11 protein-coding genes and 1 pseudogene are annotated in these 14,565 nt (G+C 69.8%); 5 read left to right on the top strand and 7 right to left on the bottom strand.

Annotated features, from left to right (window positions below; translation table 11 throughout):
- Positions 1-78 precede the first annotated feature (78 nt).
- Positions 79-969, bottom strand: a complete 891-nt coding sequence (gene xerD, locus KEG38_RS31765) for a site-specific tyrosine recombinase XerD (protein WP_272423691.1) — start codon at positions 967-969, stop codon at positions 79-81.
- Between the two features lie 176 nt (positions 970-1,145).
- On the opposite strand from xerD, the gene KEG38_RS31770 reads away from it, so the two are divergent.
- Both KEG38_RS31770 and KEG38_RS31775 read left to right on the top strand, forming a co-directional pair.
- A complete protein-coding gene (locus KEG38_RS31770; protein WP_272423692.1) occupies positions 1,146-2,066 on the top strand; it encodes an N-formylglutamate amidohydrolase in 921 nt (306 codons plus the stop codon).
- Positions 2,067-2,199: 133 nt separating this feature from the next.
- Positions 2,200-3,336 (top strand): hypothetical protein, encoded by a 1,137-nt coding sequence (locus KEG38_RS31775; protein WP_272423694.1) that lies wholly within the window; start codon positions 2,200-2,202, stop codon positions 3,334-3,336.
- A 371-nt stretch (positions 3,337-3,707) separates the two neighbouring features.
- On the opposite strand, the gene KEG38_RS31780 is transcribed toward KEG38_RS31775, so the two are convergent.
- Positions 3,708-4,757: a hypothetical protein gene (locus KEG38_RS31780; RefSeq protein ID WP_272423696.1), complete on the bottom strand. Its 1,050-nt coding sequence runs from the start codon at positions 4,755-4,757 to the stop codon at positions 3,708-3,710.
- A complete protein-coding gene (locus KEG38_RS31785) occupies positions 4,754-5,872 on the bottom strand; it encodes a bifunctional chorismate mutase/prephenate dehydratase (protein ID WP_272423697.1) in 1,119 nt (372 codons plus the stop codon). The genes KEG38_RS31780 and KEG38_RS31785 overlap by 4 nt, the downstream gene beginning before the upstream one ends.
- A gap of 124 nt (positions 5,873-5,996) precedes the next feature.
- On the opposite strand from KEG38_RS31785, the gene KEG38_RS31790 reads away from it, so the two are divergent.
- On the top strand, positions 5,997-6,149 hold the full coding sequence (locus KEG38_RS31790) for a hypothetical protein (protein ID WP_272423777.1): 153 nt from the start codon (positions 5,997-5,999) through the stop codon (positions 6,147-6,149).
- A gap of 26 nt (positions 6,150-6,175) precedes the next feature.
- On the opposite strand, the pseudogene KEG38_RS56115 reads toward KEG38_RS31790, so the two are convergent.
- A pseudogene (locus tag KEG38_RS56115) lies at positions 6,176-6,541 on the bottom strand (FmdB family zinc ribbon protein); the annotation flags it as partial.
- Positions 6,542-6,582: 41 nt separating this feature from the next.
- On the opposite strand from KEG38_RS56115, the gene smc reads away from it, so the two are divergent.
- Positions 6,583-10,188: a chromosome segregation protein SMC gene (smc, locus tag KEG38_RS31800; protein WP_272423699.1), complete on the top strand. Its 3,606-nt coding sequence runs from the start codon at positions 6,583-6,585 to the stop codon at positions 10,186-10,188.
- Positions 10,189-10,514: 326 nt separating this feature from the next.
- Here smc and KEG38_RS31805 read toward each other — a convergent pair whose 3' ends face one another.
- Positions 10,515-11,546 (bottom strand): DUF933 domain-containing protein, encoded by a 1,032-nt coding sequence (locus KEG38_RS31805; RefSeq protein ID WP_272423701.1) that lies wholly within the window; start codon positions 11,544-11,546, stop codon positions 10,515-10,517.
- A gap of 72 nt (positions 11,547-11,618) precedes the next feature.
- Between KEG38_RS31805 and KEG38_RS31810 the strand changes: the two genes are divergently transcribed.
- Positions 11,619-12,095: an acyl-CoA thioesterase gene (locus KEG38_RS31810; protein WP_272423702.1), complete on the top strand. Its 477-nt coding sequence runs from the start codon at positions 11,619-11,621 to the stop codon at positions 12,093-12,095.
- On the opposite strand, the gene KEG38_RS31815 is transcribed toward KEG38_RS31810, so the two are convergent.
- The gene (locus tag KEG38_RS31815) at positions 12,058-13,509 is read right to left on the bottom strand and encodes a class I adenylate-forming enzyme family protein (protein WP_272423704.1); all 1,452 of its coding nucleotides are present in this window, start codon (positions 13,507-13,509) and stop codon (positions 12,058-12,060) included. The two genes, KEG38_RS31810 and KEG38_RS31815, sit on opposite strands and share 38 nt — an antisense overlap.
- On the bottom strand, positions 13,491-14,564 hold the full coding sequence (locus tag KEG38_RS31820; protein WP_272423705.1) for an enolase C-terminal domain-like protein: 1,074 nt from the start codon (positions 14,562-14,564) through the stop codon (positions 13,491-13,493). Before KEG38_RS31820 ends, KEG38_RS31815 begins: the two co-directional genes overlap by 19 nt.
- Between the last annotated feature and the right edge of the window lies 1 nt (position 14,565).

The raw sequence follows: 14,565 nt of genomic DNA on the forward strand, positions 1-14,565 counted from the left end.
CCCTGGACCCGGACCAGGGCAAGCCCTGGACCTCAGGTGCATCGACCGCGATGCGGTCGATGCAGAGGTCCATGCATGTTACGAGCGAGGATGCGCCCGCCGGTACACGGTGCGGACGTGATCGTCCGTGAGGTGCGTGTAGATCTCCGTCGTCGTGATGTCCGCATGCCCGAGCAGGGCCTGCACGCTGCGGAGATCCGCGCCTCCTTCGAGCAGGTGCGTCGCGAACGAATGGCGCAGCTTGTGCGGCGAGCTCGGCTTGGTCACGCCGACGCCACGCGCATACGCGCCGAGCAGCTTCCACACGCCTTGCCGCGTCAACGGTTTGCCCCGGGGCGACAGGAACAGCGCAGGCGTCATCGCGGCGCGCGGATGATCCTTTCGAACCGCCAGATACGCATCGAGCGCATCGAGCGCAGGTTCCCCGAGCGGCACGATCCGCCGCTTGCTGCCCTTGCCAAACGCGAACACCACACCTTGCTTGCGATCCACGTCCGCGATCTTGAGCCCCACGACCTCGCTCACGCGGAGCCCCGCCGCATACATCACGTGCAGCATCGCGCGGTCACGCAGCCCCCGGAACGACGCTCGGTCGGGCGCCTCCAAAATCCGCTCGATCTCCTCCACGGAGAGCACCTTCGGCAGCTTGCGGCTCGTCCGGGGCCGCTCCACGAGCGCCGCCGGATCGGCCGAAATCGCCCGCTCCCGCAGCAGGAACTTGGAAAAACCTCGCACCGCCGAGAGATGCCGCGTCGCCGAGCGCGCGCCGAGCCCCTGTCTGCCGAGCTCGACGAGGTACGTCGAGACAACCGTCGCGTCGAGCTCCCCCGGCGCCGTGATCCCGCTCCGTTCGCAAAGCGCGCAGAGTTTTCCGAGGTCCCGGGCATACGCCTCCAGCGTGCGCGGCGACAGCGCCCGCTCGACCCGCAGGTGATCCAGGTACGCGTCCACCCAGGCGTGTAGGTCCACGCGCCGAGCCTACCGCTGCTCTCGGCCCCGCCGAAGAAATGCGCAAAGCGCAAGGGAGGTGGCGCGGACGAAACTTGGTACATGGGGCGGACGCACGAGCGAGGCAAGAGGCCCTTCCGTGCTCCTTCGAGCGCTTCACCTGCGGCCAGACGCTTTATGGGGTATGAGTGTTCGCCGTGGTCGATCCCCGATACGACGATTGGGGGCTCCGCTCCGCCGGCGGAGCGATGCCGCCCAGCACCCAGTTCGAGGTCATCGAACCCAAAGGGGGCGAGACCCCCGTGGTCGTCGAGGTCCCCCACGCGGGCCTGTCCCTCGACGCCGAAACCCTGTCGTTCACCGTCGCGCCCGCGCGCAGCATCGCCCGCGACGCCGACCTGCACGTCGACGCCCTCTTCGAGGACGCACCCGTCGAAGGCGCCACGCTGCTCTACGCCCGGGCGAGCCGCTACGTCGTCGACCTGAACCGCGGCGAGCAAGACGTCGACCACGACGCCGTCGACGGCGGAGGTCGAGCGCCCTGGCCACGCGGTCTCATCTGGCGCCTCACCACGGACGGCGAGCCCATCCTGTCGCGCAGGCTGCCCCGGGCCGAGCTCGAGCGCCGCCTCGACCTCGTCTACCGCCCCTACCACCGCGTCCTCGAACAACTCCTCGCCCGCAAGCGCGCCCGGTTTGGCTTTGCCATCCTGCTCTGCGCCCACTCGATGCCGAGCCAGGCCCGGCGCGGCCATGAACCCGCCGGGATCGCCCGGGCCGACATCGTCCCCGGCACCCGCGGGCGGACAACCGCCTCCGCCGCAGTGATCGACATGGTGGATCGACACGCGCGGTCTTGCGGCTACACAGTGCGCCACGACGACCCCTATCGCGGTGGATTCTCGACGGGCCACTACGGGACCCCGGCGACCGGCATCCACGCCATCCAGGTCGAGATCTCTCGACGGCTCTACATGGACGAATCGACGTTACGGACGGATCCACAGGGCTTCCAGAGTGTGCGAGAATTCGCCCGCACCCTTGTCGCCCGCCTCGCCTTCGCCGAAAACCCCACGACGCTCGACGCCCTCCGGGGGTATGCTCCGGGCGGTACCTGATCGACCGCGGGCGATCCAGATGGCCTCTCCAGCGCAGAACATGGACAGCCCGGCCTCGTCGAGGACGGCAACCGCCGGGACGGCGAGCAGCGAGCCGCCGCCATCGGCACGCCGCAGCGACCCCGCCGCCACGATGGCCCCAAAGGCGCTCGCCGAAGCCGAGCCCGCCGAGGCGCCCGCAAGCGCCCCCCGCTCGAAGCCGCGCGAGCTCGCCCTCGTGGCAGATGGCGCAGCAGCCGCAGCGGAGGGCGTGGAAGCCGCCTCCGACGGCGTCGCCGTGAGCGGGGTTTCCCGCAAGGTCGTTTCTCCCGCCGAGGCCACGCCCTTCCCGGCGACCTCGGCAACGACGTCGTCTCCACCCCCCTCGCTCGCACCGCGCAGCGAGGAGCGCCCGCGCGAGACGCCGGTCAAGCCGCTGCTCGCGTCCGAGGCGCTCATGGAGGACCTCGCGCCGATCGAGCCCTCGCGGCAGGCCGCGCGGGCCTGGTGCGCCGCCGTGGGCCTCGGCTTCGCGGGGCTCGGCGCGCTTCCACTCGTGGGGGTGCGTCCCGGCGGTACGGTCGCCGCGCTCCCGTGTTTCCTGCTCGGTAGCGTCACGCTCGCAGCCGCGCTCACCCGCGTGAGTTACCGCCATCGCGGCGTGGCCATGCTCGTGCTCGGCATGCTCACGGCCCTCGTGGGCTTCGGCGGCTCCGGGCCGGCCGCGGGCATCGCCGCGAACGCGCCTCTCCTCGGCTTCGCGCGCCTGCTCGCGGCGACGACCTTGCCCGCCGCGCTGCTCTTCCGCGCCCGCTACCGCGCGTACGCCGGGGCTCGATGGCTGCTCGCCGGCGCGTTCCTCTGTGCCCTGCCCTTCGTGATCCTCACGGTGCTCCGCCTGGCCGCGCTCTCGCCGGAGCTCGCGACGGCCGGCTCGTTCGTCGCGATCGTGGTGGTCGCCGCGGCGCTCGTGGGCTTCATGGGCTCAGAGACGACGGGTGCGGGCACCTACGTGGGCCTCGGCGTGCTCTGCGGCCTCGGCGCGGAGCTCGCGCTGTCGGACCTGAGCCGGCCCGGCGCATTCGCGACGTGGCAAAACGCGACGAGCACGACCCTGGCCGCCGTAGCGTTCGGAGCCGCCACGGGGCTCTCCGCCTTGGGCCTCTTCCAGATCCTGGCGTGGCGGCTGTCCGATGACGCGCGGCGGATCGATCTGCACGCGGCGACGCCGGAAAAACCGCGCCGAAAACCAGCGCCGCCCACGACGTCGGACTGGTCTTCGTCGGACTGAGAGCTCGGAGCGGGGCGTCGCCCCGCACCCCAGCAGGGGGCTGTCCGCCCCCTGCACCCCGGACCAGGCACGGCCTGGACCGAGGGCCTAGAAACCGCGCGATGCGCGGTTTCTAGGACGGGCCCGGGGCAAGACCACGAGCGGCGTTGCCAGCCGAGGCGGCAGCGCTGCCTCAGCCTCGGGCAGACACGTCGGCGCTGCGGTTTTGACTGGCAAGGTCATCGCTGGTCTTGCCTCGGCCTGTTCGATGAACTGCGCATCGCGCAGTTCATCGACCCCGGGTCCAGCGCTTGCGCTGGTCCGGGTCCAGGGGTGGACAACCCCTGGTCGGGGTCCGGGGTGAAACCCCGGCGCTACGCTGCAGCGCACCGTCAGCGCGTCAAAAGCGGCCAAACCCACCCGCTCGACGGTGCCTGCCCTGTCGTCGCCTTCTTCGCGACGTCGCCGAGCATCCCCAGCAGAAACCGCGCGAATGACGTGTCGACCGGCATCGTGAAGGCGACGTCGTTCTCGCGCTGCGCCACCTGGATCTGCGGCACCGGGCCCATCAGCCCGAGTGACGACAAAAGCCCCATGAAGCCCGTGAGCTTCTGCAGATCGGCAAGATTCGTCGTCCCGGCCGCTGCAGACGCCGCGTCCGCGTACGTCAGCGACCCGGCGAGGTTCATGCCTGGCGGTTGGAAATTGCCGATCGTCCGCACCTTTTGCAGCCCCGTCAGGAACGGCATCTTCTGCGTCGCGGCCTCGACCGTCCCCTGCCCGCTGATGTCCCCCGCGAGCGCGAACGCCGCGTTGGGCGTGTTCAGGAGCTCGATCATCCACGGCGGCACGTCGCGCTTGATCTCCGTGGTCCGCAGCCGATCGAGCGCGCGGCGCATGCCCGTCTCGTTGCCCGTGAGTGCCGTGTGCGGCGTGAGCAACACGAAGCCCACGTTCCCTGCGGTGTACAGGTCCATGTCCGCGTACCGCGAGCGCACGAGGGGCAGGCCTGAGCTCACCTTCGTGCGCGCCTCGGCTGCGCGGTGGATCGAGGCGACGTCGAAGTTGCCCTGGACCACGGCGCAGAAATCGGCGCCCTGCATGGCGTAGATCCCGCCGTAGAGCCGCGTCACGTCGCGCGATGCGACGAAGTTCGACTCGGGTCCGAGCGGCAAGACCGCCGTGATGATCGAACCGACGTCCGGGCCCAGGCTCGACTGGAACATCGCCGCTGCGTCGAGGTAGCCGAGCATCACGGGGTTACTCGGCAAGAGCGCGACGGGATCCCGATCGATCACTGCCGGATCGACCTGCCGACCGCCGACGAGGACGACGTTCTCGTTTCCGCCCCCGCAGCCGGAGGGACCGAGGGCGAGGAGTGTGGCGGAGAGGGTGAAAGCAAAGAAGCGCGCCGGGCGGGCGCGACGAGCCGCAAAGGTCATGACGTTCGACGACGATCCTCCGCCTCGGGCGTTCGGTACGTGGGCCGCTCGAGCGGGAAAGAGCCCACGATCTTGAGCATCTTCGCCTCTCGCTTGATCCCCTCGAGGGCGGCGACGAGGTTCCTGTCGGTCACGTGGCCGAAGACCTCGACGTAAAACACGTACTCCCAGCCCTCGCCCGGCACGGGCCGCGACTGGATGCGGCGCAGGTTGCAGCTCCGCTCCTTGAAGTGCTGGAGGATCTCGTGCAGCGCGCCCGGCTTGTCGTGCACGCCGAACAGGAGCGCGGTCGCGTCGGAGCCCGAGCGCGGCGCCGGCAGGCGCGAGACCACGCCGTACCGCATGCGCACCTCGCCTTGATCGCCGATGTTCTCCCGCGCCACGCGCACGGGCGTGTCTGGAGCGAGCGCCCCGCGCGGGACGATCGCGGCGCTGCCGTGGTTCTCCGCGGCGAGCTCGAGCGCGACGAACGGCGAGCGCACGTCGGAGACCGCCGTCCGCGGGTGGTTCGACTCGAGGTACCGGACCGTGGCCCCGTGATCTTGCGGCGTGACGTGGATCTTCTCGACGTCGCTCGGGTTGCCCGTGGCGTTCGCGAGGACGAGGACTTGCGAGAGCTCGTGCTCGCCGACGAGCTTCAGGTCCGCGGCGGCGATGCCCTGGATGGTCGGGAAGATCGGACCGTCCTCGAGCGACTCGTAGGGCACGACCGCGAACTCGGCGCGCTCGCGGGCGACCTCGTCGAGGGCGCCGAGGACGGTCTCGCCGCGGACGAGCTCGGCGCTTGGGCCGAACTGCTCGCGCGCGGCCATCCAGCCGAAGCCCCCTTCCGAGCCGAGGAACACGACACGCGGCGCCACCTCGAAGACGCGGCAGGCGGCGTCGATGGCGGCGAAGGCCGTCCGGACAGCACTTTGCGGAAGCGGCGGCTCGGCCGCTCGTTCGAGAGCGAGCAAGTGTTGCCCGTCTGCGATGGGCGCAAAACGAGCAGTCCCGCTGCGCAGCTTGATGATGTCCTGGGCGACACGCGCGCGCCGCTCCAGCTGGCGGAGCATCTGGTGATCGATCTCCGCGAGCTGCGCACGAAGCTCATCGAGCCGCTTTCTCTCGTCCATACCCCGACAACCTAGCATTCCTCGGACCGACGCGGGGCGGCCTTACCGTACACGCTTCAGGGCTCCGCTCCCGAAAGGAGCTCTGCACCCGAGCCACGCGCGTCGGGACGAGAGGCCCGCCCGCGTGGGGATCGCGCCGGATCAGGACGTGGCTGCGGAGGACGTCGAGGACGTGCTCGACGAGCTCTCCGAGGACGAGGTCGACGAGGAGGAGCTGCTCTCGGAGCTACTGCTGCTCTCGGACTTGGACGACGACTTGTTGCTGGACGAGCTGTAGAGGTCGGCGTACCAGCCGCTTCCCTTCAGGATGAAGCCCGTGCCACGGGAAATCTGCCGTCGGGCGGTTTCCTTGTGGCAGCTTGGGCACTCCTTGAGGGGATCTTCACGAATCGACTGCTCGGTTTCCCACTCGTGAGCGCAGGACATGCAGGCGTACTCGTAGGTAGGCATAAAGAATACCTCGCGGAATTTCGCCGTGCAGGTACGGCTTCGTTGGACGCCTGTCAAGGCGCCGGGCGACTGCCAGCCATTCTGGCCACCCAGGCGCCTGGTGGCTAGCCCTTTCGTCTCCACTGCGGACGTCTGACGCCCCGAACATCTGAACACCTTGCCGCGCCCCCCCGGCGGGTGTAACCCTAGCCCTGCGCGATGCGTGGCGGTACGTGGCATTATGTGACGCCATGTGACCGTCCCATCGCCGGTGACGTCGGATGCGTATTCGGAAGCTCGAGATTGCCGGCTTCAAGTCGTTCGTCGACCGGACGGTGGTCCATTTCGACGTCGACGTCGTGGGCATCGTCGGCCCGAACGGCTGCGGCAAGTCGAACATCGTCGACGCCATCCGCTGGTGCATGGGCGAGCAGAGCGCCAAGCACCTGCGCGGCCGGAGCATGGCCGACGTCATCTTCAACGGGTCGGAGTCGCGCGGGCCGCACGGCATGGCCGAGGTCACGCTCACCTTCGACAACACCGACCCCGAGCTCGCCCAGCAGCTCCCGCTCGAATACAAGGACTACGCCGAGATCGCCGTCACCCGCAGGCTCTACCGCGACGGGACGAGCGAGTACCTGATCAACAAGACCCAGGTCCGCCTGAAGGACATCACGGACCTCTTCCTCGGCACGGGCGTCGGCACGAAGGCGTACTCGATCATCGAGCAGGGCAAGATCGGCCTCATCGTGTCGGCCCGAGCCGAGGATCGGCGCATGCTGATCGAGGAGGCCGCGGGCATCACGAAGTACAAGGCCCGGAAGAAGCAGGCCGAGCAGAAGATGGAGCAGACGCGGCAGAACCTGCTGCGCATCGGCGACATCGTCTCGGAGATCTCGCGCAGCCTCTCGTCGCTCAAGCGCCAGGCCGCGAAGGCGGAGCGCTACATCGCCTACCGCAAGGAGCTCGAGGACCTCATGCTGCACGAGGCCTCGCACAAGCTGCTCGAGATCATCGTGCTCAGGCAGCGCGAGACGATCGCGCGGGCCGAGTACGCCGAGAAGGTCCTCGCCTCCCGCACGGCGCTCGCCGCGCGCGACGCCGAGCTCGAAGTGCAGAGGCTCGCCGCGCACCAGACCGAGGAGCAGGCCGAGAAGGCGCAAAACGCGGCGTTCTCCGCCGACAACGACGTGCGCACGTTCCAGGCCGAGCTCACTCGCGCCAAGGATCGGTTCAAGCACCTCGAAGAGCGCAGGGCCGCGGCGACGGTCGAGCAGCAGGACCTGGAGAAGACGATCGCGGATCTGCGGGTCGAGCGCGCAGAGCTCGAGAAGCAGCTCGAGAACGTGGCGTCCGAGGAGCAGCGCGAGAACCGCGAGGCGCTCGAAGAGCACGAGCGGCTCGAAGAGGTGCGCGCGGGCGAAAAAGAGGCCGAGCAGGAGGCCTCGCGGCTGCGCAAGCAGGCGGCGGACGCGGCGGCGAAGGTCGCGGCGGCCGAGGCGATGCTGACGGGCTACGAGCGGCGCTTCTCGGACATGATGGTGCGCCGCGAGAAGCTCGACGACGAGCACGGGCGGCTCGTCTACGAGCTGGAAGAGCTCGAAAAGAAGCGCGAGGTGCTGGCAGCGCAGGTCGCGGAGCTGGCGGCGCAGAAGAAGACGTCGATCGAGCAGCGGGCCACGCTCGAGAACGAAGCGAAGACGCTGCGGGAGCAGGCGGTCGCGAGCGATCGCAAGGTCGAGCAGGCGAAGAACGAGCACAACCAGAAGCGCAGCCGTCTGCGCGCGCTCGAAGAGATCCACGCGCGGCTCGAAGGCGTGGGCGCCGGGCCGAAGAGCCTGCTCAAGACGAAGGATCCGTCGATCGTGGGCCTCGTGGCCGATCGGATCGAGGCGCCTTCCGAGCTGCTCCCCGCCTTCGCGGCGCTGCTCGGCGACAAGCTGCAAGCGATCGTCGTGACGAACACGGAGCGCGCGTCGGCGCTGCTCGGCGATCTCGCGGCGAAGAAGCAAGGGCGCGCGACGCTCGTGCCGGCGCGGCCGCGGTACGTGGCAGGCGGGCCGACGTCGCTCCCGTCGGGCGAAGACGTGGTGGGTCCGCTGTTCGAGCGGCTGCGGTTCTCCGCGGAGGACGAGCCGCTCGTGCGAGCGCTCGTGGGCGACGCGGTCGTCGTGCGCACGGCGGAGGCGGCGATCCGGCTGGCGACGTCGGGAGCGACGGTGACGCTCGTCTCGCTCGACGGGACGGTGGTTCGTCCGGATGGAACCGTGAGCGGCGGCGCGGGCGACGCGGTGGCGGCGGGGATGCTGGAGCAGAAGCGGGAGATCCGCGAGCTGCACGACGTCGTGGCGAAGCTCGGCGATCAGGTGACAGCGCTGCTCGAAGCGCAGACGGCCGAGCGGCAGCGGATCGCGGAGCTCACGGCGGCCGTGGACAAGGCGCGGAGCGAGGCACACACGAGCGAGATCGCGCTCGTGACGGCCGAGAAGGATCTACGTCGCGCGGAGGAGCAGCTCGCGGCGTCGCAGAAGCGGCGCAGCGCGGTCCAGCGGGATCTCGAAGAGATCATGGGCGCGCTGGAGAACGCAGGCGGCGAGCAGGAAGAGGCGCGCGAAAAACTCGAAGAAGGTCGGCGGCTGCGCGAGGAGGTCGGCGGGAGGCTCGCGACGAGCGAGGAGCTCGCGGCCGAGTGGAAGGAACGCGTGATCGCGCAGCAATCGGTGGTGACCGAGCGCAAGGTGCGCCTCGCGCGCGTGCGCGAGCGGGCGACGGCGGCGCGCGCGACGGTGGAGCGTTTGGCGCGGTCGTGCGACGAGCTCAGCGGGCGGATCGCGCGGCTCGACGGGGAGCGGACGGACTGCGCGGAGGGCGCAGGCGTCGCGGCGGCAACGATGATGCTGTCGCGGGAGAAGCTCGACGACGCGGTGCAACGGGCGCAGAAGGCGCACGCGTCGCTCGAAGATGCGCGGCGCAGGCTCGACGAGGCGCGGCAGATCCTGGCAGCGAAGGAGGCCGATCTGAAGGGCCTCCGGCAGGACCTCACGGACGCCACGGAAAAACTCCGGCAGCACGAGATGGCGCTCGCGCGGCTCGACATCGAGGAGAACCACCTCATCGATGGCGTGCGCGAAAAGTTCCGTGGCCTCTATCTGCCGACGGTCGTGGGCGACTACCACAAGCGCGCGCCGGTCGATCAGCAGCACCGGGCGCGCATCCAGGAGCTCGGCGAGCTGCTCGATCGCATGGGTCCGGTAAACCTCGACGCGATGCGCGAGTACGCCGAGGCCGAGGAGCGGCACAAGTACTACGCGCAGCAGAAGGACGATCTCGAGAGCGCACTCTCCGATCTGGAGAAGGCGATCGCGCAGATGAACCGCGAGTGCAAGAAGCTCTTCAAGACAACGTACGACGCGATCAACGCGCGCTTCAAGGCACTCTTCCCCAAGATGTTCCGCGGCGGCGCGGCGGAGCTACGGCTCACGAACCCCGAGGACATGCTGGAGACGGGCATCGAGATCCTCGCGCAGCCGCCAGGCAAGAAGCTCGGCAACATCGAGCTCATGAGCGGCGGCGAGAAAGCGCTCACCGCGGTGAGCCTCATCTTCGCCATCTTCCAGTTCAAGCCCTCGCCGTTCTGCGTACTCGACGAGGTCGACGCGCCGCTCGACGAGGCGAACGTCGCTCGTTACAACGAGGCGATCCGCTCGATGACGGCGCACTCGCAGTTCATCCTGATCACGCACATCAAGCGCACGATGCAGTCCGTGGACGTGCTCTACGGCGTGACGATGCAGGAGCCAGGCGTGTCGCGCATCGTGAGCGTCAAGGTCAACGAGAACGCGAAGTCCTCGAAGGACAACCCCGCCGAGGCGGTGGCGGTGGCGTAGCCGCTGCGCCGGGGCTCTGCCCCGGGCCCCGCGGGGGCTGTTCGCCCCTCGACCCGAACCAGGGCAAGCCCTGGACTCGGGTTGGAAGAACTGCGCGATGCGCAGTTCTTCCACAGGCCGGTGGCAAGACCAGGGACAGCGTTGCCAGTCACGGCGGTCTTGGTTGGCAGGGTCGTCGCTGGTCTTGCCTCGGCCTGTTCGATGAACTGCGCATCGCGCAGTTCATCGACCCTGGGTCCAGCGCTTGCGCTGGTCCGGGTGCAGGGGCGGATAGCCCCTGCTGGGGCCTGGGGCAACGCCCCAGCGCAACGGCCCCAAGAAGAGACTCAGGTCCCGGCGCGGAAGTGCACGACATCGCCGTCCTTGACGATGTAGTCCTTCCCTTCGAGCCGCATCTTGCCCTGGGCCTTCAGCGCGGCCTCGGTGCGAGCGATCTCCAGGTCCTCGGGCCGGTAGATCTCCGCGCGGATGAAGCCTCGTTCGAGATCTGAGTGCACCTTGCCTGCGGCGCGCTTCGCGTTCGTGCCGCGACGGATCGGCCAGGCGCGGCATTCGTCGGGGCCCGCGGTCAGGAAGCTGATGTAGTCGAGCAGGCGGTAGGCCTCGCGCACGAAGACGTTGCGCGCGGGCTCGCCGAGGCCGAGTCCTTCGAGGAAATCTTTCTGCTCCTCGGCTGGCAAGGCCGCGATTTCCGCCTCGATCGAGCCGCAGAGGGCCATCTTCACCCACTGCTTGCCGTGCTTCGTCTCGCGAAGGTGCGCGCGGGCCGGGTCGTTCCATGCCTCCTCGGAGAGGTTGTAGAGCGTGATGAGCGGCTGCATCGAGAGCAGCTGGATCCCCGGGCCGAGCGCGCGCAGCTCCTCCTCGGAGAGGTCCAGCGTGCGTAGCGGCTCGCTCTTCTCGAGGTGCTCGATCATCTTCGTGTTCACCTCGACCTCGGGGCCCTTCTTCGACTCTTTTTTGAAGCGCTCCTTGCGCTTCTCCAGCGTGCCGAGGTCGAGCAGGAGCAGCTCCTCGTCGAACGCCTTCTCGTCGCGCGGCGGGTCGGACGGCGCTGTGAGCGAGGGGTTTTCGAAACCTCGCACCACGTGCACGATCACGTCGGCATTGCGCATGCCCTGCAAGACGGCGGGCGGGAAGGCGCCGCCCGAGCGGGTGCCGCTGCCGACGTCGACGAACGTGATCTCTGCGAAGGTCGTCTTCTTCGGGCTGAAGATCGAGGCGAGGAAGTCGACGCGCGCGTCGGGCACCTTGATGTTGCCGTAGGCGATCTCGCGATCCGCCTTGCCGCCAGGCGCGAGCGCCCGAAACACCGTCGTCTTGCCTGAACCTGGGTAACCGCAGATTCCTACGTGCATCCTCGCCCCTCTTTCCGAAGTCCCCTGCTTCGAGCCGCGCGACGATACCACGCTTGCGGTAGGCTCCCGGCCATGTCCGACCGACCCCGCCTCCCCGCCGACGAGCTCGTCCACGCCACCACCGTCCTGCATGCCGAATCGCGCCCCGTCCGCTTCCAGGACGTCGACGCCGCCGGGATCATCTACTTCGCCCGCGTCCTCGAGTACTTCCACGACGCGTTCCTGAGCCTTCTCCGACGCGCGGGCATCGACCTCGCGGCCGTCTTGCGCGAGGGCAAGTGGGGGATGCCGCTCGGGCACGCCGAGGCGGATTATCTGGGACCGATGCGGTTCGGCGACGACGTGGTCGTGGAGGTCGTGAAGCTCGTGCTCAGCGAACGGTCGCTGCACGTGGGGGCGCGGGTGCGTTCGACCGAGGGGCGCGTGCTTGCGATCGGGCAGGCCGTGCACGTGTGCATCGATCGGGAGACGTTCCGGTCGAGGGGCCTCCCCGAGCAGGCCGTGGCAGCGCTCACGGCCGTCGGGGCACAGGTGAAAGGCGCGGGCTGAGCTCGCGGATGGCCCGGGCGCGATCGAGCTTGCCCGAGGCCGTGAGCGGCAGGGATTCGACGGCGGCGACGAGGCGCGGGCGCTTGTGGGGGGCGAGGCGCGCCGAGGCTTCGGCGACGAGGGCGGCGGCGCGGGCTGGGTCGGGCGCGTCGAGGGCGAGGCCCGCGGCGACGATCTGGCCCCAGCGTTCGTCCGGGACGCCGAAGACGACGGCGCGCGTGACGCCGGGGAGCGCTTCGAGGGCCTGCTCGACCTCGGCGGGGTAGACGTTCTCGCCGCCGGTGACGACGAGGTCGGTGCGGCGGGCGTGGACGAAGAGGCGGCCTTGTTCGTCGAGGGCCCCGAGGTCGCCGGTGTCGAAAAATCCGTCCACGGTGAGCGAGGTGCGAAGGGGCTCGCCGGGGCCGGCGAGGTAGCCGCTCATGAGCATGGGGCCGCGTACTTGAATGCGACCGACGTCGCCGGGAGCCGCGAGCGTGCCGTTCTCGAGAACGGTGCGCACGTCCACACCAGGGAGCGCTTTTCCAGATCCTGGCTCGGTGGTTCCAGGGGCGCGGAGGGGCTGGCAGGTCACCTGCGAGCAAGCTTCGGTGAGGCCGTAGGTCGTGAGGGCGAGGACGCGGCGGGCGGCGGCCTCTTCGAGGAGCGCGGGGGGCGCGCCGGCGCCGCCGACGAGGACGAGCCGGAGCGTGGCGAGGGTGCCGTCGCGGTCGGCGTCGAAGAGGGCGCGGAGCATGGTCGGGACGACCGAGAGCAGGGTGACGCGCTCGCGACGGATGGCGCGAAGGACGGCGTCGGGGTCGAAGCGGGGTTCGAGGACGATGGGCCGTCGGGCCTCGATGCAACGCGTCACGATGGAGAGGCCACCGACGTGGGCGAGGGGCATGCATGCGAGCCAGCGGTCGTCGGGGGTCCAGCCGAGGTTCTTGGCGCTGGCCGTGGCGCTCGCGACGAAGGCTCCGCGGGAGAGGACGGCGCCCTTGGGGCGGCCCGTCGTGCCCGAGGTGTAGAGGATCGCGAGCGGCGTGGATGGGGTGGAGGTTGTCCGTGAAAATACGCCAGATTTCGGAAGGTTGTCGCTTCGGATGAAAGGCTGAATCTGAAGATCTGGGCGCGCATCTTCGGTGATGACGCGCACCTCCGCATCGGTCAGCCGCGGGTGAATCGGAACGAGGGCGACGCCGAGCTCGATCAGGGCGAGGATGGTGACGACCGTGCCGACGTCACACGTCGTTCGCAACGCGGCGCGGCATCCAGGACCGAGTCCCTGCGCCGCGAGGGATGACGCGACGCATTCCACCTGGGCCGCGAGCTCGCCGAACGAGGTCACGCGGCCGTCCTCGATCAGTGCTGCCTGACTCGCGACGCCGGGCTCCCGGATCGCTTCGAGCACGCTCAGTCCGTCGTGATCCATCGTGTTCGGGCCTCCTCCGAGAAGCCGAGACCCGGAAGCGCCGCCTCCCGGACCGTGCCCGGTCGTCCCCGCTGGGGAATCGCCATCGCCGGATAGGCCGACAGCCCCGGATGGGGTTCCAGACCACAAGCGAGCGGCGGCTTAGGCAGGGCACGCGCGAGCTCGGCGGCCGCGGCGAGGCCGACCGGACCGTCGGCGAAGTGCGTGACGACGAGATCGAGGCCCGCCGCGGCGCCGATCGCGGCGACGGCGAGCGCACGATCGAGGCCTCCGAGGGCGGCGGGCTTCAGGATGAAGGCGGCGCACCCCTCGGCGCGCGCGAGGCGCTCGGCCATGCCCGGGAGGAGCAGGGACTCGTCCGCGGCCCAGGGGACGGCCGCGGGGCCGAGCTCGGGCAGAAGGGCGGCCGGGACGGGTTGCTCGACGTACCGAGGCGCGACCTCGGCAAGGCGGGCGAGTTTTTCGTGGGCCTCAGCCACCGTCCAGGCTCCGTTCGGGTCGAGGCGAAGCTCGAACGGCAGCGGGAGGCTTTCCCGCAAGGCCCGGAGCGCGGCGAGCTCCTGCGCGAAGCCGGCCTCGTCCCGGGCGCGGAGTTTTACCTTCACGGCGTGGAGGCCCGCTTCGGCGACCCCGCGGGCCCGCTCGACGAGGTCGGGCGCCGAGGCATCGAGCAGGGCGTTCGTGGGCACGGCGTCGAGGCGACCCACGCCGGCGAGGCAGGCCGCCACGGAGAGGCCGCGTCTCCGGCCGACGACGTCGAAAAGGGCCGTCTCCAGGGCGAACCGCGCCGCGGGGTACGGGGCGAGCGCACGCTCGACGGGCGCCATCGCAGCGGCAACGGCCTCGCGCGGCGGGCGGTCGTCGGCCGTCGTGGCGAGCTCGGGAAACGCTTCGCCAAGGACAACGGCGAGCACCGACGCGACGTCCGCGCTGAACGGGGGCAACGGGGAGGCTTCGCCGATCCCGAGGCGCTCGTGCTCGTCGCGCATGCCGAGGCGCACGAACTGGCGGTTCGGGCCGTACGCTGGGTGCGCGGCGCCGCCCTGGATCCGCACG

Origin of the sequence: Polyangium jinanense (genome assembly GCF_028435265.1) — a bacterium.
Classification (GTDB): domain Bacteria; phylum Myxococcota_A; class Polyangia; order Polyangiales; family Polyangiaceae; genus Polyangium; species Polyangium jinanense.

What these genes read in the sequence shown, in the direction of transcription:
- KEG38_RS31785 (WP_272423697.1), bottom strand. Translation starts at nt 5,872, where the DNA reads ATGGACGAGAGAAAGCGGCTCGATGAGCTTCGTGCGCAGCTCGCGGAG.
- KEG38_RS31775 (WP_272423694.1), top strand. Translation starts at nt 2,200, where the DNA reads ATGGCCCCAAAGGCGCTCGCCGAAGCCGAGCCCGCCGAGGCGCCCGCA.
- KEG38_RS31810 (WP_272423702.1), top strand. Translation starts at nt 11,619, where the DNA reads ATGTCCGACCGACCCCGCCTCCCCGCCGACGAGCTCGTCCACGCCACC.
- KEG38_RS31780 (WP_272423696.1), bottom strand. Translation starts at nt 4,757, where the DNA reads ATGACCTTTGCGGCTCGTCGCGCCCGCCCGGCGCGCTTCTTTGCTTTC.
- KEG38_RS31815 (WP_272423704.1), bottom strand. Translation starts at nt 13,509, where the DNA reads ATGGATCACGACGGACTGAGCGTGCTCGAAGCGATCCGGGAGCCCGGC.
- smc (WP_272423699.1), top strand. Translation starts at nt 6,583, where the DNA reads ATGCGTATTCGGAAGCTCGAGATTGCCGGCTTCAAGTCGTTCGTCGAC.
- KEG38_RS31805 (WP_272423701.1), bottom strand. Translation starts at nt 11,546, where the DNA reads ATGCACGTAGGAATCTGCGGTTACCCAGGTTCAGGCAAGACGACGGTG.